This window comes from Micromonospora sp. C95, assembly GCF_018070465.1.
Taxonomy (GTDB): Bacteria; Actinomycetota; Actinomycetes; order Mycobacteriales; family Micromonosporaceae; genus Micromonospora.
In genome coordinates, this window is the sequence record NZ_JAGPXT010000002.1 from 226,140 (window position 1) to 252,289 (window position 26,150).

General features: G+C 71.8%; 26 protein-coding genes and 1 pseudogene. 9 read left to right on the forward strand and 18 right to left on the reverse strand.

Annotated elements, in window-relative coordinates; translation table 11 throughout:
* Positions 1-5 precede the first annotated feature (5 nt).
* The 9 genes from KBX00_RS03660 to KBX00_RS03700 form a co-directional block, all read right to left on the reverse strand.
* Complete coding sequence (locus KBX00_RS03660) at positions 6-1,577, reverse strand: Na+/H+ antiporter (RefSeq protein WP_210823215.1); 1,572 nt, start codon at positions 1,575-1,577, stop codon at positions 6-8.
* A gap of 90 nt (positions 1,578-1,667) precedes the next feature.
* Positions 1,668-2,456, reverse strand: a complete 789-nt coding sequence (locus tag KBX00_RS03665; RefSeq protein ID WP_210823217.1) for an IclR family transcriptional regulator — start codon at positions 2,454-2,456, stop codon at positions 1,668-1,670.
* On the reverse strand, positions 2,453-2,833 hold the full coding sequence (pcaC, locus tag KBX00_RS03670) for a 4-carboxymuconolactone decarboxylase (RefSeq protein WP_210823219.1): 381 nt from the start codon (positions 2,831-2,833) through the stop codon (positions 2,453-2,455). The genes KBX00_RS03665 and pcaC overlap by 4 nt, the downstream gene beginning before the upstream one ends.
* Positions 2,830-3,612, reverse strand: coding sequence for a 3-oxoadipate enol-lactonase (gene pcaD, locus KBX00_RS03675; RefSeq protein WP_307868018.1), 783 nt, complete (start codon positions 3,610-3,612; stop codon positions 2,830-2,832). The genes pcaC and pcaD overlap by 4 nt, the downstream gene beginning before the upstream one ends.
* On the reverse strand, positions 3,609-5,033 hold the full coding sequence (gene pcaB / locus KBX00_RS03680; RefSeq protein ID WP_210823221.1) for a 3-carboxy-cis,cis-muconate cycloisomerase: 1,425 nt from the start codon (positions 5,031-5,033) through the stop codon (positions 3,609-3,611). Before pcaB ends, pcaD begins: the two co-directional genes overlap by 4 nt.
* A complete protein-coding gene (gene pcaG, locus KBX00_RS03685) occupies positions 5,008-5,577 on the reverse strand; it encodes a protocatechuate 3,4-dioxygenase subunit alpha (protein WP_210823223.1) in 570 nt (189 codons plus the stop codon). Before pcaG ends, pcaB begins: the two co-directional genes overlap by 26 nt.
* Positions 5,570-6,310 (reverse strand): protocatechuate 3,4-dioxygenase subunit beta, encoded by a 741-nt coding sequence (gene pcaH / locus KBX00_RS03690; protein ID WP_307868021.1) that lies wholly within the window; start codon positions 6,308-6,310, stop codon positions 5,570-5,572. The genes pcaG and pcaH overlap by 8 nt, the downstream gene beginning before the upstream one ends.
* A gap of 106 nt (positions 6,311-6,416) precedes the next feature.
* Entirely contained in the window at positions 6,417-7,181 is a 765-nt protein-coding gene (locus KBX00_RS03695) for a CoA-transferase subunit beta (protein ID WP_210823225.1), read from the reverse strand.
* A complete protein-coding gene (locus tag KBX00_RS03700; protein ID WP_210823226.1) occupies positions 7,178-7,996 on the reverse strand; it encodes a CoA transferase subunit A in 819 nt (272 codons plus the stop codon). The genes KBX00_RS03695 and KBX00_RS03700 overlap by 4 nt, the downstream gene beginning before the upstream one ends.
* Before the next feature lie 342 nt (positions 7,997-8,338).
* On the opposite strand from KBX00_RS03700, the gene KBX00_RS03705 reads away from it, so the two are divergent.
* Together KBX00_RS03705 and KBX00_RS03710 are read left to right on the forward strand one after the other, a co-directional pair.
* Positions 8,339-9,799, forward strand: coding sequence for a benzaldehyde dehydrogenase (locus KBX00_RS03705; RefSeq protein WP_210823227.1), 1,461 nt, complete (start codon positions 8,339-8,341; stop codon positions 9,797-9,799).
* Positions 9,800-9,823: 24 nt separating this feature from the next.
* Positions 9,824-10,993 carry a 4-hydroxybenzoate 3-monooxygenase gene (locus KBX00_RS03710; protein WP_210823228.1) on the forward strand — a complete coding sequence of 390 codons (1,170 nt, stop codon included), beginning with the start codon at positions 9,824-9,826 and terminating at the stop codon, positions 10,991-10,993.
* 42 nt (positions 10,994-11,035) lie between these two features.
* Here KBX00_RS03710 and KBX00_RS03715 read toward each other — a convergent pair whose 3' ends face one another.
* Positions 11,036-11,755 (reverse strand): class I SAM-dependent methyltransferase, encoded by a 720-nt coding sequence (locus KBX00_RS03715; RefSeq protein WP_210823229.1) that lies wholly within the window; start codon positions 11,753-11,755, stop codon positions 11,036-11,038.
* Positions 11,756-11,817: 62 nt separating this feature from the next.
* Complete coding sequence (locus KBX00_RS03720; protein WP_210823230.1) at positions 11,818-12,774, reverse strand: DUF4034 domain-containing protein; 957 nt, start codon at positions 12,772-12,774, stop codon at positions 11,818-11,820.
* 245 nt (positions 12,775-13,019) lie between these two features.
* Here KBX00_RS03720 and KBX00_RS03725 point away from each other — a divergent pair, with 245 nt between their 5' ends.
* Positions 13,020-14,909, forward strand: a complete 1,890-nt coding sequence (locus tag KBX00_RS03725; protein WP_210823231.1) for an adenylyl cyclase — start codon at positions 13,020-13,022, stop codon at positions 14,907-14,909.
* A gap of 46 nt (positions 14,910-14,955) precedes the next feature.
* On the opposite strand, the gene KBX00_RS03730 is transcribed toward KBX00_RS03725, so the two are convergent.
* The 5 genes from KBX00_RS03730 to KBX00_RS03750 form a co-directional block, all read right to left on the reverse strand.
* Positions 14,956-15,474, reverse strand: coding sequence for a GNAT family N-acetyltransferase (locus tag KBX00_RS03730; protein WP_210823232.1), 519 nt, complete (start codon positions 15,472-15,474; stop codon positions 14,956-14,958).
* Between the two features lie 147 nt (positions 15,475-15,621).
* Complete coding sequence (locus KBX00_RS03735; protein ID WP_210823234.1) at positions 15,622-16,563, reverse strand: AMP-binding protein; 942 nt, start codon at positions 16,561-16,563, stop codon at positions 15,622-15,624.
* Positions 16,560-17,024, reverse strand: coding sequence for a MaoC family dehydratase (locus tag KBX00_RS03740; protein ID WP_210823235.1), 465 nt, complete (start codon positions 17,022-17,024; stop codon positions 16,560-16,562). The genes KBX00_RS03735 and KBX00_RS03740 overlap by 4 nt, the downstream gene beginning before the upstream one ends.
* On the reverse strand, positions 17,021-18,193 hold the full coding sequence (locus tag KBX00_RS03745) for an acyl-CoA dehydrogenase family protein (RefSeq protein WP_210823236.1): 1,173 nt from the start codon (positions 18,191-18,193) through the stop codon (positions 17,021-17,023). The genes KBX00_RS03740 and KBX00_RS03745 overlap by 4 nt, the downstream gene beginning before the upstream one ends.
* 22 nt (positions 18,194-18,215) lie before the next feature.
* A complete protein-coding gene (locus KBX00_RS03750) occupies positions 18,216-19,364 on the reverse strand; it encodes an acyl-CoA dehydrogenase family protein (RefSeq protein ID WP_210823237.1) in 1,149 nt (382 codons plus the stop codon).
* 89 nt (positions 19,365-19,453) lie between these two features.
* Here KBX00_RS03750 and KBX00_RS03755 point away from each other — a divergent pair, with 89 nt between their 5' ends.
* The 6 genes from KBX00_RS03755 (at position 19,454) to KBX00_RS03780 (ending at position 25,159) form a co-directional block, all read left to right on the forward strand.
* Positions 19,454-20,119, forward strand: coding sequence for a TetR/AcrR family transcriptional regulator (locus KBX00_RS03755; RefSeq protein ID WP_210823238.1), 666 nt, complete (start codon positions 19,454-19,456; stop codon positions 20,117-20,119).
* A 43-nt stretch (positions 20,120-20,162) separates the two neighbouring features.
* Positions 20,163-21,581, forward strand: coding sequence for an aldehyde dehydrogenase family protein (locus KBX00_RS03760; protein ID WP_210823239.1), 1,419 nt, complete (start codon positions 20,163-20,165; stop codon positions 21,579-21,581).
* Positions 21,578-22,654: an alcohol dehydrogenase catalytic domain-containing protein gene (locus KBX00_RS03765; RefSeq protein ID WP_210823240.1), complete on the forward strand. Its 1,077-nt coding sequence runs from the start codon at positions 21,578-21,580 to the stop codon at positions 22,652-22,654. Before KBX00_RS03760 ends, KBX00_RS03765 begins: the two co-directional genes overlap by 4 nt.
* A 182-nt stretch (positions 22,655-22,836) precedes the next feature.
* Entirely contained in the window at positions 22,837-23,082 is a 246-nt protein-coding gene (locus KBX00_RS03770; RefSeq protein WP_210823241.1) for a hypothetical protein, read from the forward strand.
* A gap of 970 nt (positions 23,083-24,052) precedes the next feature.
* On the forward strand, positions 24,053-24,409 hold the full coding sequence (locus KBX00_RS03775; protein ID WP_210823244.1) for a hypothetical protein: 357 nt from the start codon (positions 24,053-24,055) through the stop codon (positions 24,407-24,409).
* Between the two features lie 123 nt (positions 24,410-24,532).
* Positions 24,533-25,159: a hypothetical protein gene (locus KBX00_RS03780; protein WP_210823246.1), complete on the forward strand. Its 627-nt coding sequence runs from the start codon at positions 24,533-24,535 to the stop codon at positions 25,157-25,159.
* Positions 25,160-25,277: 118 nt separating this feature from the next.
* On the opposite strand, the gene KBX00_RS03785 is transcribed toward KBX00_RS03780, so the two are convergent.
* Entirely contained in the window at positions 25,278-25,592 is a 315-nt protein-coding gene (locus tag KBX00_RS03785) for a hypothetical protein (RefSeq protein WP_307868024.1), read from the reverse strand.
* Positions 25,589-25,972, reverse strand: a pseudogene (locus KBX00_RS29600) (hypothetical protein). Before KBX00_RS29600 ends, KBX00_RS03785 begins: the two are co-directional and overlap by 4 nt.
* Positions 25,973-26,150 lie beyond the last annotated feature (178 nt).

Below are 26,150 nucleotides of genomic sequence, written 5' to 3' on the forward strand. Positions count from 1 at the left end.
GGCCGTCACTCGAATGGCGTCGGGCCCAACAGCCGGATCTCCTCGACGTCGAGGCGGGCCTGCAACTCCTGCAACACGGTGTCGTCGATCTCCCGCCGGTCGCGCATCCCGATGATCTCGCGTCGCTTGTGTTCGAGGGCGGCCAGCCGCAGTTGGCGCTCGACCTGCCGGGCCGTCGCCGGCTCGTCCCCCGGCTCGGATCGCACCGCGTTCAGATGGGCCGCGTACTCGGCCCGAAGCCGGTGCAGGATCTCGGCCTCGGCGCCCACCCGGTCGGCGAGGTCGGGCAGCGCGTCGAAGGTGGACTGGGTGGCACCCGCCTGCGCCTGCCGTGACTCCGCGACCCGTTCCGGATCGCCGCGCAACCCGGCCCAGTTCAGCAGGAACGGCAGGGTGGTGCCCTGCACGAGCATGGTCACCAGGATCACCGTGGCGACGGCGAAGATGATCAGATCCCGTTCCGGCACCGGGCTGCCGTCCTGCGTGGTCAACGGCACGGCGAGCGCTGCCGCCAGGGAGACCGCACCCCGGAAACCGGCCCAGCCGGCGACCGTACGCACCCGCCAGTCGACCTGGCGGGCGAGCTGCGCCTCGCGCCGATCCAGCCGGGCCACGGCGGCCATCAGGTGCAGCCAGAGCATCCGCACCAGCACCAGCACCCCCGCCACCACGAGCGCGATCACCACTGCCCGGGCCAGTGAGACGCTCGTGACGCTCCGCACCGCCCGGGGGATCTGCATGCCGACCAGCACGAAGAGTCCCCCGTTGATGAGGAAGGTGGTCAGGTCCCAGAACGACACCGCGAGGATCCGGGACCGGGCCCGGATCACCCGGGGATTGGCGTAGGACACCATCAGGCCGGCGACCACCACCGCGAGCACTCCGCTCTCGTGGATGCTGTCGGCGAGCAGGAAGGCGGTGAACGGGGTGAGCACACCCAGCGCGCCCTCCCGCAGCGGGTCGTCGATGTGCTTACGGATCAGGATCACCACCGTGCCGACCACCACGCCGGCGGCGATGCCACCGAGGAAGGACAGGCCGATCCGTTCGACGAGTTCGAAGGCGTTCGGTGCGGCACCTCCGCCCAGCAGACCGAGCGCGATGGCGAACAGCACCAGGGCGGTGCCGTCGTTGACCAGGCTCTCCGTGCGCAGGGTGGTCAGCAGGCGGCGGGGCATCCGCTTGGCCAGCCCGGCCACCGCCGCGGCGTCGGTCGGGGCGAGCACCGCGCCGAGCACCCAGGCCACCGCCGGGTCGACACCGAAGCGCTGCAGGACCAGCGACACCGCGACCATCGTGACCCCGACCAGGCCGATCGCCAGCAAGGCGATGACCACGATGTTCGCCCTGATCTCCCGCAGACTGACGACCAGGCTCTCCCGGTACAGGATCGCCGGCAGGAACAGCAGCAGCACCACGTCGGGCGCGAGGACCACGTGCGAGAACGGGGGCAGCAACGCCACCAGGGCGCCCAGGCAGATGAGCAGCACCGGCGGGGCGACCCGGTACCGGCCGCCGATGGTGGTGCCGACCAGCACCACGACGCCCAGCGTGATGACCAGCAGCAGCTCGCGCACCTCACCCCCCGTTCGTCGCCCCCCACATGGTGGTACGCCGACGAGCCACCCCGGGCCGATTCGCCGCAGCCTCGGGGCCCTCGACCGGGCTCAGCGACCGGGACCGGCGCTCAGGTCCTCCTCGATGCGCCTGGCGGTGGCCAGTAGCGGTGGCAGCAGTTCCTTTCGGATCATCTCGAACGAGCCTCGGCTGGCGTGGGCGGAGACGTTCACCGCGGCCACCACCGAGCCGTTGTCGCCTCGGATCGGCGCGGCAAGTGACCGCAGCCCCTCCTCCAGCTCCTGGTCGACCAGGGCGTACCCCTGGCTGGCAATCTTCGTCAGGAGGCCGCGCAGCTTGGCCGGGTCGGTCACGGTGCGCCGGGTCAGCGGGCGCAGCTGCGCCGTGGCGAGGTAGTCGTCCAGCCATCGGGACGGCTGCGCGGCGAGCAGCACCCGGCCCATCGACGTCGCGTACGCGGGGAACCGGGTGCCGACGCTGATCCCCACCGTCATGATCCGCTTGGTGGGCACCCGGGCGACGTAGACGACCTCGTCGCCGTCGAGGACCGACACGGAGCAGGACTCGTGCACCTGCGCGACCAGCGCCTCCATGTGCGGCTGGGCCACCTCGGGCAGGCTCAGGCTGGACAGGTAGGCGTAACCGAGGTCGAGGATGCGCGGACGCAGCGAGAACAGCCGCCCGTCGGTGCGTACGTAGCCGAGTTCGACGAGGGTCAGCAGGAAGCGTCGGGCCGCGGCCCGGGTCAGCCCGGTGTTGCGGGCCACGTCGCTGAGGGTGAGCTGCGGGTGGTCGGCGTCGAAGGCCCGGATCACCGCGAGCCCGCGTTCCAGCGACTGGACGAACTCGCCGGGGCGGGCCGTCGCCTCGCCGGTCACCGGCCCTCCTGCCGCAGCGTCTCCTGGGCCACCTTGAACGCCCGGTTCGCCGCCGGTACGCCGGCGTAGACGGCCACCTGGAGCAGCACCTCCCCGATCTCGTCGGGGGTCAGGCCGTTGCGCAGAGCGGCGCGTACGTGCATGGCCAGTTCCTCGTCGTGGTGCAGGGTGGCCAGCACGGCGAGGGTGACGCAGCTGCGGGTCCGCCGGTCCAGCCCGTCCCGGGTCCAGATCTCACCCCACGCGTAGCGGGTGATCAGGTCCTGGAAGTCGGTGGTGAACCCGTCGGTGCCCGCGATGGCCCGGTCGACGTGCGCGTCACCGAGCACCTGCCGGCGTACCGTCATGCCGGCCTCGTACCGCTGCTGGTCGGTCATCTGTTCACCGCGCCCTCCGGGTCGAGGTGGTCGGCGAGCAGTCGGGCGACGGCCTCGGGTTGCTCGACGTTGGCCAGGTGCGCCGCGCCGTCGAGCACCACCAGGCGGGCCGAGGGGATCCGCCCGGCGATGGTGGCGGCCTGCTCCGGTGGCGTCGCCGGATCGTCGGCGGCACCGATCACCAGCGTCGGGGCGCGGACGGCGGCCAGGTCCGGGCGTAGATCCATCGCGGCGATCGCCTCACAGCAGCCGGCGTAGCCGGCGGCGGGGGTGCTGACCAGCATGTCCCGGTAGGCGGCGACGGTGTCCGGTCGGGTCGCGGCGAAGGCGGGAGTGAACCAGCGTTGGACGATCGCGTCGGCGATGCTGTCCAGCCGACCGGCCCGGACGGTGGCGGCCCGGGACCGCCAGCCGTCCGCCGGTCCGAGCGATGCGGAGGTGCAGAGCAGGGCGAGGCGGTCGATCCGGTCGGCGGCGTGTGCGGCCAGCCACATGCCGACCATCCCGCCGAGGGAGAGCCCGGCGTAGTGGACCCGGGCGACGCCCAGGGCGTCCAGCAGTCGCAGCACCTTCCGGCCGAGCAGGTCGATGGTGTACGGCCCGGCCGGCACCGCGGAACCGCCGTGGCCGAGATGGTCGTAGCGGACCACGCGGTACCGCTCGGTCAGCGCCGCCATCTGCGGTTGCCACATCGCGCCCGTGGTGCCCAGGGAGCTGCCGAGCAGCAGCACCGGCGCGTCCGCCGGGCCGTCGACGGTGACGTGCAGCCCGCCGCTCACGGCTGCGCCTCGCGGTCCGGTCCGGCGGTGGCGGCCGGGCCGCCCGTCGCCGCGCGGTCCGGTCCGATGGTCGCGGCCGGGCCGCCCGTCGCCTCGCGGTGCAGGTCGAGGGCGCGGTCGATGAGCTGCCCGGCGCTGCCGAGCCAGCCGGCCGGGTCGAGCGCGGCATCGACGTCCGCTTCGGACAGGTGGGCGCGCAGGTCCGCCTCGGCCAGCAGCCCCGCCCGGAAATCGGGCCGGGCGGCGGCGCGGCGGACCAGGTCGTGGGCGGCGGCACGGCCGAGGGCCGGTGCCAGCCGGGCGGCCACCGCCTCGGCGAGCAGCAGGCCGCCGCTGGCGTCCAGATTGGCGCGCATCCGCTGCGGACGCACGTCGAGGCCGGCGAGCATGCGGGCGGTACGGGCGGTCGCCCCCCCGGCGAGGTGCACCAGGTCGAGCAGTGGCTCCCACTCGGCGTGCCAGCCGCCGGTGGCCCGCTCGTGCTCCTGCGCGGCGGCGGCGAACAACGTGCCGACGAGCCCGGGGCCACGCCGGGCCGCGGCGGTGACCAGCACCGAGTCCACCGGGTTGCGCTTGTGCGGCATCGCCGAGGAGCCGCCGCGCCCCGGCCCACCCTCGGCCACCTCACCGACCTCGCTCTGCGCGAGCAGGCCCACGTCGAGGGCGATCTTGCCGGTGGCGGCGAGCAACCCGCCGAGGGCTGCGGCCAGGTCGAGCAGGGGCTGACGGCGGGTGTGCCAGGGCAACGGGCTCGCCGCCAGACCCAGGTGCGCGGCGTACCGGTCGGCCATCGCCGGCCCGGCCGGGCCGTACCCGGCGAGGGTGCCGACCGCCCCGCCGAGCTGTGCGGGCAGGTCGGCGCACGCTCGGCTCAGCCGGGTCCGCGACTGCACCAGAGCGACCAGCCAGCCGGCCGCCTTGAGCCCGAAGGTGGTCGGCGCGGCCTGCTGGCCGAGCGTGCGGGCGGCCATCAGGGTGTCTCGGTGGGTCCGGGCCAGCCGGGCGGCGGCGTCGGCGGCGTCGGCGAGGTGCCGCAGCAGCGGCCCGGCGGCGCGGACCGCCACCAGCGACAGGGCGGTGTCGAGCACGTCCTGGCTGGTGGCGCCGTGGTGCACCCAGGGCCGGGCCGGTGCGGCGACCGCGGCGGTCAACTCGCGCACCAGTGGGACGACGGGGTTGCCGGCCGCCTCGGCCGCGGCACCGAGCACGGCCGGGTCGTACCGCTCGGTGCGGCACTGCCGGACGATCTCGTCGGCGGCCTCGGTGGGCAGCAGCCCGACGTCGGCGCCGGCCCGGGCGAGGGCTGCCTCCGCGTCCAGCAGCGCCCGCAGCAGGGCGTGGTCGCCGAGTTCGGCGTCGACGTCGGGGGTGCCGGAGAGCCCGCGCAGCAGTGCCTCAGACGGCGAAGAAGACGGTCTCATGCTCTCCCTGCAGCCGGATGTCGAACTGGAACCCGTCCGTGGCCGGCCGGGCCAGCAGCGTGTCACGACGCTGCGGGTCGACGGTACGCAGCACCGGGTCGGTGGCGTTGGCCGCCTCGCCGGGAAAGTAGACCCGGGTGACGAGGCGGTGCAGCAGCCCCCGCCCGAACACCGACAGGGTCAGGTGCGGTGCCTCGGTGTCGCCGTCGAAGGTGGGCAGCGGGCCCGGCCTGACGGTGTGCAACGCGTACCGGCCCTCGGTGTCGGTCTCGGCCCGACCGAAACCCCGGAAGCCGGGGACCGTCGACGGCCGGGCGCCACGGGGATCGTCGGGGTGGTCGAAGCGACCGTCGGGATCGGCCTGCCAGCTCTCCACCATCGCGTCGACCACGGCCGCGCCGGTGCCGTCGACGATCCGGCCGCGCAGCCAGAACGCCTCCGGCGTGCCCTCCGGCACCACGTACGGCCCGTCCGGCCAGCTCAGCCCGATGTGCAGGTACGGCCCGACGGTCTGGGCGGGCGTGACGCCCAACGACTCACTCATCGTCGTCCTCGTCCTCGAACACGGTGGCCTCCCGGCCCCGCAGCACGATGTCGAACTCGTAGGCGAGCGCCCACTCGGGGCGGGTCGCGGCGTGGTCGTAGCGGGCCACCATCCGCTGTCGGGCCTGCTCGTCGCGGACCGAGTTGAAGATCGGGTCCTGGGAGAACAGCGGGTCGCCCGGGAAGTACATCTGGGTCACCAGCCGCTGGGTGAAGGCGCGGCCGAAGAGGGAGAAGTGGATGTGCGCGGGCCGCCAGGCGTTGTCGTGGTTGCGCCACGGGTAGGCGCCGGGCTGCACGGTGACGAAGTGGTAACGCCCGTCGGCGTCGGTCAGGGCGCGCCCGACGCCGGTGAAATTCGGGTCCAGTGGCGCCGGCCAGGTGTCGGCGGCGTGCCGGTAGCGGCCGGCGGCGTTGGCCTGCCAGATCTCGACCAGGGTGTGCGGCACCGCGCGGCCGTCGCCGTCGACGACCCGGCCGTGCACGATGATCCGCTGCCCGAGGGGTTCGCCGTCGTGCTGGCGGGTCAGGTCGTGGTCCAGCTCGCCGAGGCGGCCCTCGCCGAGCAGCGGGCCGGTGACCTCGGTGAGCCGCTGCGGCAGGTAGGTCAACGGCTGCTGAGGTGCCCGGACGACGGTCGACCGGTAGCCGGGGCTGAGCAGCGGCGGATGGGCGTCGACATCGTCGCGCCGGTAGCTCGGCAGGATCAGTCTCCGCTCGGCGTCCTGGGTCACGGCCGCTCCTCTCCGTCAGTCGATCCGAGTATCCGCGACCCGGAGGATTCGAGCGGGTGCCCACTGACGATCGCACCGCCCGGCGGTTCGAGCTGAGGCTGGTCGGTCATGCCGCCGCCCGCATGGTCGCTTCCAGGGCGCGCAGTACGGCGAGTTCCTCGGCGGTGGGCGGCTCGACGGTGCTCAGATCCTGGGCGACGGCGAGCGGCCAGCCGGTGGCCTCGCGGGCCCGCTCGACGGTGACGCCCGGATGCAGTCGGGTGAGGGTGAGTTCGCAGCTGTCCGGGTCGGCCTCGAGGATGCCGAGGTCGGTGATGACGGTGCGGGGTCCACCACCGCGCAGCCCCAGCCGGGCCCGGTCACCGGGGCCGGCGCCGTAGCCGACCGAGGTGACGAAGTCGACGCGCTCGGTGAACGTACGCCGGCTCTGCCGGACGATCACCACCACCTCGCCGCAGGAGGCGGCGATCTCGGGAGCGCCACCGGCACCGGGCAGGCGCACCTTCGGGTCGGTGTAGTCGCCACCGATGACTGTCGTGTTGATGTTGCCGTACCGGTCGAGCTGCGCGGCACCGAGGAAGCCGACGTCGATGCGGCCGGGTTGCAGCCAGTAGTTGAACACCTCGGGCACCGGGATCACCGCGTCGGCGGTGTCGGCCAGGACACCGTCACCGATGGACAGCGGCAGCCGGTCGGGCTTGGCACCGAGACAACCGGACTCGTAGATCAGCACCAGCTCGGGCGCGTGGGTGGCGCGGGCCAGGTTCGCCGCGGTGCTGGGCAGGCCGATCCCGACGAAGCAGGCGGTGCCGTCGCGCAACTGTCGGGCGGCCGCCACCGTCATCATCTCGTCGGCGGTGTACTGACTCATGCCTTCGCCTCCGCCTTGCGCACGTGCCGTTCGATCCACTGTTGGAACGTGTCACGGTCCCGGCTGATCTCGTCCCAGGCCACGTAGAAGGCGTTGTCCCGCACCGAGTATCCCTGCGCGTAGGAGGGATGGGCGCCGCCGGGGACGTGCGCCACGGCGGTGACCGCCCAGCCGGGCAGCACCACCTGGCCGGGTACCGGAGTCAGCTCGTCGACGATCTCCTCGACGGTGACCAGGGACCGGCGGGCGGCCAGCACCGCCTCCTTCTGTACGCCGGTGATGCCCCACATCTGCACGTTGCCGGCGCGGTCGGCGCGCTGGGCGTGCACCACCGTCACGTCGGGGTTCAGCGCGGGGACCGCGGTCAGTGTCTCCCCGGTGAACGGGCAGTCGATGCTGCGGATGTTCGTGGTGTGTCGGGGCAGGTCGGTGCCGGTGTAGCCACGCAGCACGGCGAAGGGCAGGCCGGAGGCACCGGCGACGTAGCGGTTGGCCATCCCGGCGTGGCTGTGTTCCTCCAGCTCCAGCGGGACGGGCCAGGAGTTCTGCACGGCGTCGCGGAAGCGGTGCAGCGACCCCACACCGGGGTTGCCGCCCCAGGAGAAGACCAGGCGGCGGGCGCAGCCGGCGCCGATGAGCTGGTCGTAGACGACGTCGGGGGTCATCCGCACCAGCGTCAGGTCGCGCCGCTCCTGCCGGATGATCTCGTGGCCGGCGGCGAACGGGATCAGGTGGGTGAATCCCTCAAGGGCCACCGTGTCACCGTCGCGGACCAGCTCCGCGACGCCGTCGGCAAGCGAGACGAGCTTCGCCATGAGCCTCCCTGCCTCCTGTGTCGAACGCCCACCGACAAGTGTTCGGTATGCGGACCGGCGTACTTATCTCGAACGTAATCGGCGTTGGTGACGTTCGTCAACGCGCCCCGGCCGACCGGCTTCCCGGACCCGATCCCATTGCAGAAATGTTGCGGCGATCCGTTGACGCGGCTCGGGTACCGTGCAAATGTCCTTGATGAGAACGCTTGTTCGGCAGGCGAACAAGCGACGCGCGACCGGCCCGGGCCACCGCCGGGGCCGCCGCACGTATCAGCCGTGGCCGGACCCATCCCGCCGGCCACCGCCCGTGGCCGTCCCACCTGCGGCGCAAGGAGGATCACCATGCCCCTGCTCGACACCGACACCTGGCACGGCCGGATCTACAGCGACGGCTGGGTGCGGGCCTCCGGCGGCACCGCCGCCGTCCGCGCCCCCGCCACCGGCGAGGAGATCGGCCAGGTCGGCGTGGCCGACGCCGACGACGTCGCGCGAGCCAGCATCCGGGCCGCCGCCGCGCAGCGGGCCTGGGCCGCCACCAGCTACACCGAGCGGGCCGCCGTGCTGCGCCGGGCCGGCGCGTTGTGGGAGCAGCACGCCGCCGAGGTCGGCGAGTGGGTGGTCCGCGAGTCCGGGTCGATCCCGCCGAAGGGCGGCCTGGAGACCGGCACCGCCGCGCAGGAGTGCTACGAGGCCGCGACGCTGCCCTCGCAGTCGCTCGGTGAGATCATCCCGAGCGCTCAGCCCCGACTGAGCCTGGCCCGCCGGCTACCGGTCGGCGTGGTGGGCGTCATCTCGCCGTTCAACGCCCCGCTGATCCTGGCGATCCGCTCGGTGGCTCCGGCGCTGGCGCTGGGCAACGCGGTGGTGCTCAAACCGGACCTGCGTACGGCGGTCTGCGGTGGGCTGTCCATCGCCCGGGTCTTCGAGGAGGCCGGGCTGCCCGAGGGCCTGCTGCACGTGCTGCCGGGCGGCGTCGCGACCGGCGAGGCGCTGGTCGCCGACCCGCGCGTACGGGTGATCAGCTTCACCGGGTCGTCCGCCGCCGGCCGCAAGGTCGGCGAGGCCGCCGCCCGGCACCTGAAGCGGGCCCACCTGGAACTGGGCGGCAACTCCGCGCTGGTGGTGCTCGACGACGCGGACCTGGACCTCGCCGTCTCGGCCGGCGCGTGGGGTTCCTTCCTGCACCAGGGGCAGATCTGCATGACCACCGGCCGGCACCTGGTGCACGAGAGCCTCGCCGAGCGGTACGTCACCGAGTTGGCCGCCAAGGCCGACCACCTGCCGGTCGGTGACCCCGCCAAGGAGCAGGTGGCGCTCGGACCGATCATCGACGAGGCGCAGCGCGACAAGATCCACTCCCTGGTCACGTCGAGCGTGGACGCGGGCGCCCGGCTGGCCGCCGGCGGCACCTACGAGGGGCTGTTCTACCGGCCCACCGTGCTCGCCGACGTCACCCCGGACACCCCGGCGTACGCGCAGGAGGTCTTCGGTCCGGTGGCCCCGGTGCTCACCTTCGGCGACCTGGACGAGGCGGCGGCGCTGGCCGGCGCCAGCGAGTACGGGCTGTCGCTGGGCATCCTCAGCCGCGACGTGATGAAGGCGATGGCGCTGGCCGAGCGCATTCCCAGTGGCATCGTGCACATCAACGACCAGACCGTCAGCGACGAGGCGGTGGCGCCGTTCGGCGGGGTCGGCGCCTCCGGCACCGGTTCCCGCTTCGGTGGGGCGGCGGCCAACATCGAGGCGTTCACCGAGACGCAGTGGCTCACGATGCAGGGTGACGTCACCCGCTACCCGTTCTAGGCCGTCGGAACCAAGGAGGCATGGATGCGTACCCAGGTCGGCATCATCGGAGCGGGACCGGCCGGTCTCATGCTGTCGCACCTGCTGCACCGGCACGGCATCGACTCGGTGGTGCTGGAGAGCCGCAGCCGGGAGTACGTGGAGCACCGGCTACGCGCCGGCGTGCTCGAACAGGGCTCGGTCGACCTGCTGCGCGACACCGGCCTGGGGGCCCGGCTGGACCGGGAGGGGATGCGGCACGAGGGCATCGAGCTGCGCTTCGACGGCGAGTCGCACCGGGTGCCGATGACCGAGCTGACCGGCCGGGCGATCACCGTGTACGGCCAGCAGGAGGTGGTCAAGGACATGATCGCCGCCCGGGTGGCGGCCGGCGGGACGATCCTGTTCGAGGCACCCGCCGACCGGCTGTCCGGGCTGGACAGCGCCCCGGTGATCCACTTTCGGCACCAGGGCCGGGACGAGGAGTTGCACTGCGACTTCGTGGTCGGTTGCGACGGCTACCACGGGATCAGCCGGCCGACCGTGCCCGACGGGGTGCTGACCACCTACGAGCGCACCTACCCGTTCGCCTGGCTGGGCGTCCTCGCCGCCGCCCCACCTGCGGTGGAGGAGCTGATCTACGCCCACCACGAACGCGGTTTCGCCCTCTACAGCATGCGCTCGCCGCAGATCTCGCGGCTGTATCTCCAGGTGCCGGCCGACGAGGACATCGCCGACTGGCCGGACGAGCGGATCTGGGCCGAGCTGCGGACCCGGTTGGAGACGGTGCCGAACTGGACGCTCAACGAGGGGCCGGTGCTGGAGAAGTCGATCACCCCGTTGCGCAGCCTGGTGGTCGAGCCGATGCAGTGGCAACGGCTGTACCTGGCCGGCGACGCGGTGCACATCGTGCCGCCGACCGGTGCCAAGGGCATGAACCTGGCCCTTGCCGACGTCGCGTTGCTCGGTGACGCCTTCGCCGCCTGGTACGCCGACGGCAGCACCGACCTGCTGGACGGCTACTCGCGCACCGCGCTGCGCCGGGTCTGGCGGGCGCAGCAGTTCTCCTGGTGGATGACCTCGATGCTGCACCGGCTCAACGCCGACGACCCGTACGAGGCGAAGCTCCAGTCGGCGACCCTGCGCTACGTCACCACGTCTCCGGCGTACGCCACCAGCCTCGCCGAGAACTACGTCGGCCTGCCCGAGGTGTGAGGGAGGGGCCTTTCAACGTCTCAGGAGTGCGCGTCCGACGTCTCAGGAGTGCGCGGCAGCCTTGCGCGCGAGGATGAGCTGGAAGCGGGGGCTGCCGTCGCGGTGCGTGCCCAGGGCGGGCAAGGCGGCATCCGTCGCGGTGAAGCCGGCCGCCGTCAGGTCGGCACAGAGCGCGGGCAACGGCGCGCTGTGGTAGTACATGACGAACGGCGGGCGCCAGACGACGTTGCGTACCCGCATGACCAGGTCGAATCCGCGCGTCATCCAGTGCGACACCGAGGTGAGCGGTGCCCTGCCGATCGGGATGGCGAAGAGTCCGCCGGGCCGCAGCGCCCGGTACACCCCGGCGAAGAGCGCGGGCCGTTCGGTCGGCAGGAAGTGTCCGAGCGCTCCGGCGCTGACCGCGAGGTCGAAGCCCGCGGCGAACGGCAGCGCCCGAGCGTCGGCCCGGACCCAGGTGGCATCCGGGTACGCGCGGCGGGCCTGGGCGAGCATTCCGGCGCTGAAGTCGACGCCGGTGATCCCTTCGGAACACAGGGACCGGAGCACCCGCATGCCCGCGCCGGTACCGCAGCACACGTCCAGGCCGTGCGCGAACGACCCGAGTTCGGACAGCGCCTCGACGGTCGCGTCGAGCACGCTTTCCGGCGTACGAAAGGGCGTGTGGTCGAACTTCGGCGCCAGCAGGTCGTAGCCGCGCTCGACCGAGGAGAGCGCCTGGACGCACAGCTCCCGCAGCGACGGGCCTTGTGGCGAGAACACCGGCCGAGGGTACCTGCCGACCGTCACCCGCTCCGGCCGAAGTCGGGCCGTACCGCAGTTCGTCAGCTGCGGTTCGCGGTCACGTAGTCGAGGGAGGCGGTGAATTTCTCGACCGGGTCGCCGAGGATCATCCACGGCCACCTGGTGACCATGCCGTCCAGCAGTGCGAACGCGTGCCAGGCCGCGTCGAACTCGTCGGCCAGTTCGAAGGCCATCGCGAACGTCGCAACTCGGGGTGCCCAGCCCGGGCCGGCAGGAATGTAATCCGGGTGGAAGATGGAGTTCTCCGCCGCGGCGAGCAGCTCCGTCCGGACCTCGTCCGAGACGATGTAATCGTTGGCCTCCGCTCGTTCGGTGCGGGCCCACTTCTCGATGTGGGCGACGGCCACCAGCTCATGCAGGAGACTGTTGGGTCCGGCCGCAGCGGCAGCACCCCGGGCGAAGTCGAACATCTGCTCATGACTACCGGACCATTTCGCGCACAGGTACTGCAGCTGCTGCTCGTGCGCGACGAGGTGCCCGGGGTGCAGTCGAGTCACCGCGTCGAACCGCCGCTGAGCCTCGACCGCACCGACGCCCAGCCCGCGGGAACTGGTCACCAGCCACGCCCACGCCGTCACGTTGTCCGGTTCGCGGGCGATCACCTGCTGCAACGTCGCCTCGGCGTAGTGCAACCGCTCGTGGAATCCTCTGAACTGCTCGGCACTTGTGTACTTGGCCAGTTTGCCGCCGCGTGCCTCCCACGCCCAGTGCACCGCGTGACAACCGGCTACCAGCAGCGGCAGCGTCGACTCCGGTTCGGCGTCGATCCATTCGCCGATCCAGTCCTGGATCCCGTCGACCCCGCCGACGGCCTCCATCAGAAAGGCCAGTTCGTCCGGGTCGGCTGCCATGGTGAGCAGCTCCCGGGCCCACTTCCACTTGCGCTTCTCCAGCGCCCGGATCAGGGCCTTGCAATGCGGGTCACCGTAGGTCGGGTCCAGGACCGGCTCCGTCGGGTGCCTCTTGAACGGCCACATGCCAACCCAACCTCCGTGTCGTGCGCCGCACCGGCCGCCGATCCTAGACGATCAAGGTTGGGCGCAACGACGTCGGCCCACCGAGGTCTACTCGCCCCCGGGCGAAATCGGTCCGGCGGCAGGCATGGCGTGCAGCCGCTTCAAGGGGTAGAAACAGGTCGGCGAGAGAGCGCTCTCACGCCACCTTGATCCACCGCTTCGTCCGGGCCCGGGACCGCACCGCGCCCGACGGGAAGGACGTCCGCATGCCGACCTCACCACCACACCGGAGACTCGGTCGCGCTCTGGCCTTAGGACTTGCGCTGACCACCGCCGCCGTCGCCACGAACGCCCCGGTCAGCGCCGGCCCGCCGCATCAGCAGCCCGGGCGCGCCGCAGATCGGCCGGCCACCGCCAACCTCGGGCCCAACGTCACGATCTTCGACCCGAGCATGCCGGTCAGCCAGATCCAGGCGACCCTCGACGCGGCACACGCCGCGCAGGTCGACAACGAGATGGGCACCAGCCGGCACGCCTACCTGTTCCGGCCCGGCCAGTACGGCACCGCCGAGCAGCCGCTCCAGATCAAGGTGGGCTACTACACCGAGATATCCGGCCTGGGCGCCTCCCCCACCGACGTGGTCATCACCGGCAAGGTCGAGGCGTACAACCGCTGCCTGACCGAGGGCGGCACGGCCAACTGCATCGCGCTCGTCAACTTCTGGCGCACGCTGAGCAACCTGTCGCTGCGGATCAACGCCACCGGCCAGGACGACTGCCGCGCCTCGGCCAACTTCTGGGCGGTGTCGCAGGCCGTGTCGATGCGCCGGCTCGACATCAGTGGCGGCGGACTGTCCCTGATGGACTACTGCACCAACGGGCCGCAGTACGCCAGTGGCGGCTTCATCGCCGACTCCCGGCTGCCGGCCACCACCAATGGCTCGCAGCAGCAGTGGCTGACCCGCAACAGCGAGGTCGAGAGCTGGTCCAACGCCGTGTGGAACCAGGTGTTCGCCGGGGTGGTCGGCGCGCCCGACGACGCCGGCTTCCCCGACCCGCCGTACACCACGCTGGACACCACTCCGCTGAGCCGGGAGAAGCCGTACCTGTTCGTCGACGCCAGGGGGAAGTACCAGGTCCGGGTGCCCGCCGTACGCCGCGACACGCGCGGCATCACCTGGGGTAACCGGATGACGCCGGGACGGACCATCCCGATCAGCGACTTCTTCGTCGCCCGGCCGTCCGATCCGGTGCACGTCATCAACCGGGAACTCGCCCGGGGCCGGCACCTGCTGCTCACCCCCGGCGTGTACGACGTGGCCCGCAGCATCGAGGTCCGCCGGCCCGACACGATCGTGCTCGGCATCGGGCACGCCACCCTGACCGCGGTCGACGGCGCGGTGCCGCTCAACGTCGCCGGAGTGCCCGGGGTGGTCGTCGCCGGGGTCACCATCGACGCGGGTCTGAAGGAATCACCGGTGCTGCTGCGGGTCGGCCGCGAGCACGGCCGCAACCACAGCACCCCGCGCAACCCGATCACGCTCTCCGACGTGTACTTCCGGGTCGGCGGCCCGCACATCGGCAAGACGGACACCGCCCTGGAGGTCAACAGCGACCACGTCCTGATCGACCACACCTGGGTGTGGCGGGGCGACCACGGTGTCGAGGGCTTCACCGAAGGCGTCAACGGCGACACCGACCGCTGGCGGACCAACACTGGTCGCTACGGCGTCGTCGTCAACGGCGACCACGTCACCGCCACCGGCCTGTTCGTCGAGCACTTCCAGCGCTACAACACCGTGTGGAACGGTGAGCACGGCACCACGATCCTCTACCAGAACGAGCTGCCGTACGACCCGCCCACCCAGGCGGACTGGCACAACGGCACGGTCAACGGGTGGGCCGGCTACAAGGTCGGCGACCGGGTCCGCCACCACACCCTGCACGGTGGCGGGGTGTACGTGTTCAACCAGAACAACCCGTCGATCCGTACCGAGAACGGCTTCGAGGTGCCGGTACGCCCCGGCATCCGGCTGCACCACATCATGACGGTGAACCTCAGCGCCGGCACCATCGACCACGTGGTCAACGGGGTCGGCGAGGCGGCCGACATGGACCGGGTCGGCGCTCCGGTCTACCTGGAGCAGTACCCGTAACACCGCAGGCGGGGGCCGGCGGCTCGCCGGCCCCCGCCGACGCGGTTCAGTGCACGACCGGGCTGCGGCGTTCCAGCAGGACGACGTCGCGCCAGCGGCCGTGGTGGCGGCCCACCCGCTCGCGGGTGCCGACCACCCGGAAGCCGGCCCGCCGGTGCAGCGCCAGGCTGGCGGTGTTCTCGGGGAAGACGCCGGACTGGATCGTCCAGATGCCGGCCGCGTCGGTCGACTCGATAAGCGCGTCGAGCAGCAGCCGGGCCACCCCTCGCCCCTGTGCGGCCGGGTCGACGTAGACGGAGTGCTCCACCACCCCGGCGTACACCGCCCGGGCAGAGGTCGGCGACACGGCGATCCAGCCGACGACCGGCCCGTCCCCGTCGACCGCCACCAGCCGGTGCGCCGGCAACCGGCCGGCATCGAAGTCGGCCCAGGTCGGTGCGACGGTCTCGAAGCTGGCGTTGCCGCCGTCCAGCCCGGCCTGGTAGATCGCCAGTACCCGGTCGGCGTCGTCCGCCGTCATCGGGCGCAGCCGCACCTCGGCCCCCGCCGGCTCGTCTCGGATCATGGTCGAATCGTAGGCGAGGACGCCGGGACGGCCCGCACGCCGATCGGCACCGCGCCGCAGCACCGCCACCTCGGGCCGGACCGGTCGCGGATCGAAGCGCCATTCGCCGGTCGGGGCCGGACCCGACGACCGCTGCTGGCCAGCGCACTAGCTTGCAGGCCCCCGCCGGTAGCGCTCGACGTGGCAGCCAGGTCGACGTGAGCGGAGCCGCCGGGCCGGGCGCGTCCGGCCGGCGAGTGGGCCCGGCACGGTCGAGTCGCGCTCCCCCTCGGCCACCTCGACGACCGTGTCGAAGGTGCTGGTGAAGCGCTGCCGCAGGGACGGCGGCAGGGGTGCCCGGCTGACCCAGCGGCGCAGCCGGGGCAACGACTCCCGGCCCCGGGCCGCGTCGAGCAGGGCCGCGTACATCGCCGACGTGCCGTGGAAGACGGTGACCTGCTCGCGCAGCATGAGATCGAGCGCCGCCGGGCCGGTGAAGCGGCCCAGCAGCACCAGGGTCGCTCCCGCCCGGAAGGTGCCGGTAAGCGTGACGGCCTGACCGAACCGGCCGCCCAACGGCAGACAGCCGAGCACCACGTCGGTGTCGTCCGGGTCGGCCTCGGTCCGGCCGGCGGGGTCGAGGTCGGTGTCCGCGAACCCGCCGGTCTGGCCGGGTGGGACGTCGCCGAGATCCTCCAACCGGGGCACGTCGGACGGGCCCCGGCCGGGACCGACCGTGAGCAGCGGGACGCCGGCCCGGACGCTGATCCGCCGCCCGGCTGCCAGGTGCGAGGTGTGGCAGACCAGCAGCCGCGCCTCCCGGGCCAGGTGGACGGCCTGCGGACCGACCGGCACGCCGACCGGTACGGCGACCGCACCGGCGGCGAGGGCACCGAAGTAGACCCGGGGGAAGTCCACCACGTTCGGCGCGAGCAGGGCCACCGTGTCGCCGTCGCGTACCCCGGCGGTCCGCAGCCCGGCGCCGTAGCAGCGGGCCTCCAACCACAGTTCGGCGTACGTGACCCGGGCCCGACCGTCGACGACGGCGACGGTGTCGGCGTGCCGGTCGGCGGAACCGGCCAGCACGGTCACCGGGGAGAGCGCGGTCATCGGGGCGGGTCCGCGTACAGCCGGCTCACCGTCTCGGCCACGCAGACCGGCTTGCCGCCGCCGTCGCCGTCCACGGTCACCGTGGCCACCAGCTGCGCCCCGCCGTCGAACGGGCTGACCTGGTCGATCGTGGCGACGACGCGCACCGCGCTGCCGACCCGTACCGGCGCCGGAAAGCGGACCCGGTTGAGGCCGTAGTTGACCCCCATTTGCACCCCGTCCACCCGGTACAGGCGGCCGACCAGGGCGGGCAGCAGAGCGAGCGTCAGGTAGCCGTGGGCGATGGTGCCGCCGTACGGCCCGGCCGCCGCCCGTTCCTGGTCGAGGTGGATCCACTGGTGGTCGTCGGTGGCGTCGGCGAACAGGTTCACCCGATGCTGGTCGATCGGAAACCACGGACCCGGGCCGAGTCGCTCGCCGACCGCGCCGGCCAACTCCTCGATGTTGGCGAAGCTTCTCATCCCAGGTGCCCTCCGAGCTTCGTGTAGCCGCGCAGCAGGTCGCGGGAGATGATCAGGCGCTGCATCTCGTCGGTGCCCTCGAAGATCCGGTACAGCCGCACCTGCCGGTACCAGCGTTCGATCGGCAGCTCGCGGGTGTAGCCCATGCCGCCGTGGATCTGCATGACCCGGTCGACCACCCGGTTGACCATGCCGGCGCCGTAGAGCTTCGCCATCGAGGAGGCGTGCCTCGGGTCCAGGCCGGCGTCTACCGTCCAGGCGGCGCGCAGGATGAGCCAGCGGGCCGCCTCCAGCTCGGTCTCCGAGTCGGCGATCATCCACTGGATGGCCTGGTTGGTGCCGATCTTGGACCCGAAGGTCTCCCGGGTGTTGGCGTGGTCGACGGCCATCCGCAGCGCGCGTTCGGCGATGCCGACGGCGTGCGAGGGGATCGTGTAACGCCCCTTGCCGATCCACTGCATCGCGAGGGTGAAGCCCTGCCCGACCTCGCCGAGGATGTTGCGGTTCGGCACCCGTACGTCGTCGAAGAACAGCGAGGCGGGCCCGCCCTCGCCCATGGTGGGGATGAACTCCGACCGCCAGCCCATCGCCCGGTCCACCAGGAACGCGGTCGCCCCGCCGTCGCGGGCCCCCCGAGCGGGGTCGGTGACCGCGATGACGATGGCGAAGTCCGCCTCGTTGCCGCCGGTGATGAAGGTCTTCTCACCGTTGAGGATCCAGTCGTCGCCGTCGCGGCGGGCCCGGAACCGGATGTTCGCCGCGTCGGAGCCGGCACCCGGCTCGGTGATGGCGAAGCAGGAGTTGCGCTCCCCCTCGATGGTGGGCAGCAGGAACTCCTGCCGCTGCTCGTCGGTGGCGTGGAACAGGATGTTGTCCGCCTCGCCACCGAAGCGGAACGGCACGAAGCTGCGGCCGATCTCCGTCCAGATCAGCGACTGGACGACGGCCGGCAGGTCCATGCCGCCGTACTCCGCCGGCGTGGCCAGCCCCCAGAAGCCGAACTTGCGGGCCTTGAGCTGCAACTCGCGCAGCTCGGAGGGTTCCAGGCCGGGTTGGTGGGCCCGCTCCCGGCGCAGCAGCTCCTGCTCCAGCGGCATGACTTCCCGGGTGATGAAGTCACGGGCGGTGTCGCGGATGGCCCGCTCCTCGTCGGACAGCCCGAAGTCCATGTGCGCACGCTTCCTCTCGCGTTCAGAAGGCGTTGACGCCGGTGAGCGCCCGCCCGATGAGTAACTGCTGAATCTGGCTGGTGCCCTCGTAGAGGGTGGCGACGCGGGCGTCGCGCAGGTACTTGCCGACCGGGTACTCGTCGATGTAGCCGTACCCGCCGAAGACCTGGATGGCGTCGTTCGCCGCGCGGACGGCGGCCTCGCTGGCGAACAGCTTGGCCATCGACGCCTCGGTGGCGAACGGCTGGCCCCGGTCGATCAGGTCGGCGACCCGCCAGACCAGCAGCCGCGCCGCGGCGGTGTCGACCGCGATGCGGGCGAGCAGTTGCTGCACGAGCTGATGCCCGGCGATCGGCTTGCCGAACTGCGTGCGCGTCCCGGCGTAGCCGACGGCGGCGTCCAGGCAGCCCTGGGCGATGCCGACGCAGCCGGCGGCGACCGACATCCGTCCCTTGGCGAGGGTGGCGAGCGCCAGCTTGAAGCCGCCGCCGCACTCGCCGAGGCGGGCGCCATCGGGCACCCGGACGGCGTCGAGGACGAGTTCGGCGGTGGCCTGCCCGCGCAGGCCAAGCTTGCCCTTGATCTCCGACCGGCTCAGGCCGGGGCTGTCGGTCGGCACCAGGAAGGCGGTGATGCCCCGGTGGCCCGGACCACCGGTACGGGCGAAGGTCAGCGCCACGTCGGCCGTGGTGCCGTTGGTGATGAACGTCTTGCGGCCGGTCAGCAGCCAGTCGTCGCCGTCGCGGACCGCGCGGGTGGCCAGCGCCGCCGCGTCCGAGCCGCTGTCCGGTTCGGTGAGCGCGAAGCAGCCGAGCGCGGCGCCGGAGCAGAGCGGCGGCAGCCACCGTTCCCGCTGCTCCGGGGTGCCGTGGGTGGCGATCGACTTGGCGACCAGGCCCAGCGAGACCGACACGATGCCCCGGACGGCGGTGTCCCCCCGGCCGAGTTCCTCAAGCACCAGGCAGTACGCGAGGTGGTCGCCGCCGGAGCCGCCGTGCTCCTCGGCGATGGTGAGGCCGAGGAAGCCGACCTCGCCGAGCTTGCCGACGATCCCAGGGTCGACCGCCTCGCGCCGGTCCCAGGCCGTTGCGTGCGGCACCACCTCGCGGTTGACGAAGTCGGCGGCGAGCGCCCGGACCGCGACCTGCTCGGCGGAGAGGTGAAGGTCCATGGCAGTAAACTAGCGGTGCAAGTTTTATGCTGTCCAGACCCCGGTGTGGCAAAGTTCCCCGCGAGCCACCCACCCGAAGGAGGACGCCCATGCCCCGGCCGCGACAGGCCCTGCTCAGCCGGGACCGGATCGTCGAGGCCGCCGCCGCGTTGATCGACGCCGAGGGGCTCGACGCGTTCTCCACCCGCCGGCTCGCCGCCGCGCTCGGCGTACGCGGACCCTCGCTCTACAACCACTTCGCCACCAAGGACGAGATCCTCGACGCGGTCGCGGACAGCATCACCGGCCAGGTCGACGTGTCGTACTTCGGCCAGGTCGACTGGCGCGACGCGCTGCGCCGCTGGGGGCACTCCTACCGGGCCGCCCTCGCCGCCCATCCGAACATCGTGCCGCACCTGGCCCGGGGCCCCGGTCGACGCCCGGCGGCGCTGGCCATGGCCGACGCCGTCTACGGCGGGCTGGTCGCGGCGGGTTGGCCGCCCGCCCGGGCGACGCACATCGGCGCGCTGATGCGCTACTTCGTGACCGGTTCGGCGCTCGGGTCGTTCGCCCGGGGCTTCGTGGAGGACCCGGGGCTCTACGCGGAGCAGTACCCGCACCTGAGCCAGGCCCACCGCCTCGCCGAGCACCAGCACCAGGTCGACGAGGGCGCCTTCGCGCTGGGCCTGGAGGCGCTGCTCGACGGGCTGTCGCACACCTACGAGCGCGTGGTCGGCCCGCTGCCGCCCCTCCCGCCGGGCCGTCCGGCGTACTAGAGTCCAAACTTGCACCGCTAGTTTTGGTCGAGGTGAGGAGCCCATGGAATCCGTACGGACCGACTTCTACCTCGACGGACGTTGGGTGCGCGCTGCCGGCGGTGAGCCGCTGGAGGTGCACAACCCGACGACCGAGGAGGTCATCGGCACCGTCCCGGCCGGCACGGCCGGCGACGTCGACCGGGCCGTGGCCGCCGCGCGGGCCGCCTTCGAGGGCTGGGCGGCGACCGATCCCGCCGACCGGGCCGCCCACCTCGACCGGCTGCACGCCGCCCTGACCGCCCGCGCCGACGACATCGCGCACACCGTCGCCGCGGAACTCGGCACCCCGCTGAAGGTCGCCACCCGCGTCCAGGCCGGGCTGCCGCTGACCGTCCTGGGCAGCTACGTCGACCTGGCCGCCCACCCGCCCGCGCCGCAGACCGTGGGCAACTCCCTGGTGGTACGCGAACCCGTCGGCGTGGTCGGCGCGATCACCCCGTGGAACTACCCGCTGCACCAGATCGTCGCCAAGCTGGCGCCCGCCCTGGCCGCCGGTTGCACGCTGGTGCTGAAGCCGAGCGAACTGACCCCGCTCACCGCGTACCTGCTCTTCGACGCCATCGACGAAGCGGGCCTGCCGCCCGGCGTGGTCAACCTGGTCACCGGCACCGGGCCGGTGGTCGGCGAGGCGCTCGCCGGCCACCCCGGCGTGGACCTGGTCTCCTTCACCGGCTCCACCGCCACCGGCCGGCGGATCACGCACCTGGCCGCCGACCGGATCGCCCGGGTGTCGTTGGAGCTGGGCGGCAAGTCGGCGAACGTGATCCTCGACGACGCCGACCTGGCCACCGCGGTCAAGGTGGGCGTCGGCAACGCCTTCCTCAACTCGGGCCAGACCTGCACCGCCTGGACCCGGATGCTGGTGCACCGGGACCGCTACGACGAGGCCCTCGACCTGGCCGCAAAGGCGACCGACGGCTACCGGCTCGGTGACCCGCTCGACCCGGACACCCGGCTCGGTCCGCTGGTCTCCGCCCAACAGCGCGACCGGGTACGCGACCACATCACCCGGGGCCTGGCCGACGGCGGCCGGCTGGTGGCCGGTGGCCTGGACGCCCCCGTCCCGCCGCGGGGTTGGTTCGTCGCCCCGACCGTCATCGCCGACGTCGACCCCGACAGCGCCCTCGCGCAGGAGGAGGTCTTCGGGCCGGTCCTCGCGGTCATCCCGGTCGACGACGACGACCACGCGGTACGGGTCGCCAACAACTCCCGCTACGGGCTGGCCGGCGCGGTCTGGTCCGGCGACGAGGAACGGGCGCTGCGGGTGGCCCGCCGGCTGCGCACCGGTGCCGTCGACATCAACGGCGCACCGTTCAACCCGCTCGCCCCGTTCGGCGGCTACAAGCAGTCCGGCCTCGGCCGTGAGCTGGGCGTGCACGGGCTGGAGGAGTTCTGCGAAGTGAAGGCGATCCAACGGTGAGGGGCCTGGTGGTCCGGGGCGTCGGCACGCCGCCCCGGGTGGAAAAGGTCGAGCTGCCCGCCACCGGCCCCGGGCAGGTACGGGTGGCGGTCCGGGCGGCCGGCGTCTGCCACTCCGACCTGTCCATGGTCGACGGCACCATCGCCGCGCCGTACCCGCTGCTGCTCGGCCACGAGGCCGCGGGCGTGGTCGTGGAGGTCGGCGAGGACGTCGACCGGATCGCCGTCGGCGACCACGTGGTGCTCGACTGGGCTCCCCCTTGTCGCGCCTGTTGGAACTGCGGGCACGGCGAACCGTGGCTCTGCGAACGCTCCGGCACCCCGGCCGCCACCGTCGGGCACACCGTCGACGGCGAGCCGCTGCACGTCACCCTCGGCCTCGGCGCACTGGCCGAGCAGGTGGTGGTGCCGCAGCAGGCCGTGGTCTCCGTACCGCCCGAGCTACCTTTTGCCACCGCCGCGCTGCTCGGCTGCGCGGTGCTCACCGGCGTCGGCGCGATCCGCCGTACCGCCAACGTCCGACCCGGCGACTCGGTGGCCGTCATCGGTCTCGGCGGCGTCGGCCTCTCCGCGGTCGCCGCCGCCCGCGCCGCCGGTGCCGCCCGCGTCATCGCGGTCGACGTCGCACCCGCCAAGGCCGCGCTGGCATACGCCGCCGGTGCCACCGACTTCCTGCTCGCCGACGACACCCTCAGCCGCGCGGTACGGTCCCTCACCGACGGCCGGGGCGTCGACCACGCGGTCGAGTGCGTCGGCCGGGCCGCCACCATCCGCGCCGCCTGGCGAGCCACCCGACGCGGCGGGCAGGTCATCGTGGTCGGCATGGGCGGCAAGGACGACATGGTCGCCCTCAGCGCCCTGGAGATCTTCCACTCCGCCCGGACGCTGCGCTCCTCGGTGTACGGCTCCTCCGACCCGGACCGCGACGTGCCCGACCTGGCCCGCGCGGTACTCGACGGCACCCTCGACCTGGACTTCCTGGTCACCGACCGGATCACCCTCGACGTGGCGCCGGAGGCGCTGGCCCGGATGGCCCGGGGCGAGGGCGCCCGCACGGTAGTCCTGTTCGACTGACGCAGGCCGGGGGTAGGGATGGTGCTGTCGCTGGTCAGCCCACCCTGAGGGGGATGGCTCCTGCTCCGACGAGCTAGCTGCCCAGGGGATCGAAGCGACAGGCCACGCCGTTCCCGAAACTAGAGGCTGGTCCGTTCAGGGTGCATGTCGTTGACCATCTCGTGCCCCGGCAACCTCGCGCAGTGCGACCCGGGCTGCGCTCCGCAGACCGGGCACGGCCGCCAATCCTGGACCGGGCCGGCGTCGTGGCCCAACGTCATGGCAATCTCACTGATTTCGTCGGCCAGGTCGTGCAGGGCCGGGTCGCGGTGCCGGACGGCAGCCTCGTGGATCTGCTGGATCGACCGTCGCGCGCGCTCCAGGTTGCGCCGGGCGGGAGCGCCAGGGTCAGACGACAACGGGACGTGACGAGCGGCCATGGCGAGTGAGGGCCTGCAGTAGGTCGGCCGTCGGGCGCTTGGCTGAGCGTGAGAGCAACTTCCCTGTTGTTGTCGTCTACGGGCGCTCCGAGGCGACAACTTCCCTGTTGTTGTCGTCTGCGTTCGCGGTGGCTGGACCTTTACGACCTGGCAGGGGCTGGCGTTGGTCCGTGCCGGTGCGGCTCGCCTGTTCGGTGTGCCGGTGGACAGCATCCGCATGGACGCCGGCATCATTTCCCGCGATCGCCCTGCGGGCGGCGGTCAGCGTCGAGAACGCTCGGTCGTACGGCGGCCGTCCGACGGGCAGACCTAGTCCGTGATTCGCATGCTGCGGCGGGTTGGGCCTGATTCAGCCGCGGTTGCATCCAACTGCTCTAATCGCCTCATGAGGATTGACCCGACGGTTACCGTTGGCATCGTCGCAGCTACCACAGCACTAATGGGATAACTACTTAGCAGCGCCGCTACCAGACGTGCCAAGAGAGCCCGTCGATACGCAGATGCGCTTGAAGTGGCAGAGCGCTACAGGCAACTTCCGTACACGTTCTTTCGGTTGCATGATGGCACTCCCGAGACCCGGGCCAACCTCGCCGAGCTTCTTGGCGACACGCAGAAGGGATGCGCTGGCCAGACCCCCCCCCCGCCGTAGATCTCGACATAGAAGCCGGATACATGTATCTGTTCGATGACCGGGAGGAACGACGTGCCTGCATCCGCCTCATGCGGAAGAACCTGAGCCTGCTCAGGAACCTGCTGTAGGCGAAGACACGAGCCACCGGCCACACCACGGACAAGTCCAGACCCGGAAGGTGCCCACCAGAATGCTTGAGGTGTTGATTAGATTGGCCAGCAACAGGAAATCTGCCGAAGGCAGTACAGCGCAGGTAATCAACATGGCCGTACAGTGATGCCGACTCGATGGTTGCCGTTCAGTCGCGCGAATTTCGTTCGCTCCTGGTCCGGGCTTACGGTACCACCGGTGCGGGTTGTCTCGATGCGGGAGTTGCGCCTGCTGATTGATGTTGCTGAGCGCGGTCGACTGGGGTGGGATGCCGACGCCCTGTCGATAAGCGAAGCGGCTGCCTATCTGCTCCTGCCGTTCGGCTACGAGGAAGAGCCGCTACCGCTCTGGAAATGCCGCATCATAGCCATCGATGAAGGGTTTTCGGCGGAGCACGGTCGAGGTAGGAAAATTTCGTTGGGGCGGCTGGACGTCCCACTGGAAACCTTTGGGCGACTTCGTCTTGCATCACGAAAAGTCGAGCGACAGTTGTTGCACTGGATGGCGTGGAAGGTGGCGGCGGCTGAATGGAAGAAGGGCAACGAAAGCGGGTAGCGACTTCAGCCCCAGCGAGCAGGTCCACGTGCCAAGGTGTGCACTGGCGGTTCATGGTCCGGGTCGTCGCGCCCTGGCCGGAGCCCCGCTCGTATGCTTACCCGCCGGTGTCTGGAGGTTGGTGTGACGGATTGGCAGACCCTCAACGAGCAGGTGCGGTCGCGGTTGCTGGCGGTCGACGCTGGTACGGCGGTGGCGTTCGCCGCTATCACGGCGGAGCGGCTCATGCGGCTGGACCCGCAAGGGCTGCCGTTCACACAGAGCCTGCGACCTCTGCTCGACCTGGTGTGGCGTGCTGCCGCCGGCGATCAGACGGCCTTCAAGCCAATCGCCGTCACCCTCGGCGAGTTCTACATCAGCGAGTACTACCATAACGAGGGGCAGGACGGCCCGGACGACGCCGACGATGACCCGGCCGCAGCGATTCTCTACGCGGCGGAATGCTACCTCCACGCGGAGCCGGCCTTCGCCGTCCACGTCGCGGGCCGGGCCATCGACGCCGTCGACTACCGCATGGAACTGGCGTCCGAGGACTACACCGGCGACGACGACATCGACTTCGACCCCGATGCCGCATTGAATGCGGAGGCGCGGCAACAACATGCCGACCTCGACGCCCTCGCGCCGTACGCCACCCAACTCTCGCGTGCCCGGTTTGGTCTACCTGTTGACGAGCAGGGACTCCTCCTGGCCGCGCTACGCGGCATGGTCGCCGCGCCAACTCCTACGCCGCGAGCTTTGGCGACGTGACGTGAACCGTCGAGACGTCCTCCGGTAGGTGGCCCTCAGTCCCGCCGACCTACACCCTTCCCGCGCTGCGCCACCGCCCCCGATCCGGCCCCGGCCACGTCGTGCAGGACTGGTCGGATCAGGTGCCATCCGACGTCTTCCGGCCGGACGACGCTCGTGCTGGTGTAGTGGTGTCGGCACGTTTGCTGTGGCTCCGCTGCGGTGCTTCCGGGGGCTGCCTGGTCCAGCCGATGAAGCGGCGGTGCAGGGCGCCAGCGGGTGCCCAGGGCATGTCCTCGGCGGCCTGCACGAGATAGCCACCGAGGTAGAGGGCAAGCGACACCGGCGCGTCCGCGTACTCCGCGCACAGCTCCCGCCGCCGGGTCGGACACGGCCACGGCAGGTCACAGCCGCCGCAGCTCCAGACCGGCAGCACCGGCCCGTGCGTGGTCACCGCACACCGCCCAGGAACCGGGCGACGCTCGCACGGGCCTGCTGGCTTGTCGCCCAGTCCACCTGCCAGCAGGGGTACGGGGCCAGCCGCGACCACCACGCCCGACAGCCGACGCACATGCCGTCGAGCCCGCGCACATGCACCGCGAGGATCGTCTGCTCCGGACCGCCGATCACTGCTCACCCTCCTGCGGCCAGTGACCCCGGTTGATCGGAATCCGGTGCCGGGCACGACACGGAAGATCGGCTCCGCAGCGGCAGACGCGCCGCCAGCGCTGCCAGGACCAGACCGGCCGATGCCGTCGGGCGAGGGTCAACGCGGTGGCCGACAGGTACTCGTCGTACGAGACGCGTCGCCTGACCGGAGTCGGTCGTCCGGATGAGCCGGACACGATTCGGCTCACGAGGGTTTCCCTGGCTCAGGTCTGCGGACTGGCTTACCGGGCGTTTCCCACGACCGCTCAGGGGGACTGCCGTCGGGCCGTAGGCGTGCTGCGTGGTCGAGTAGCCGTTGTTGCGCTGCCGCCTGCTCGACGTCCTGATACCGCTGTCCGGTACC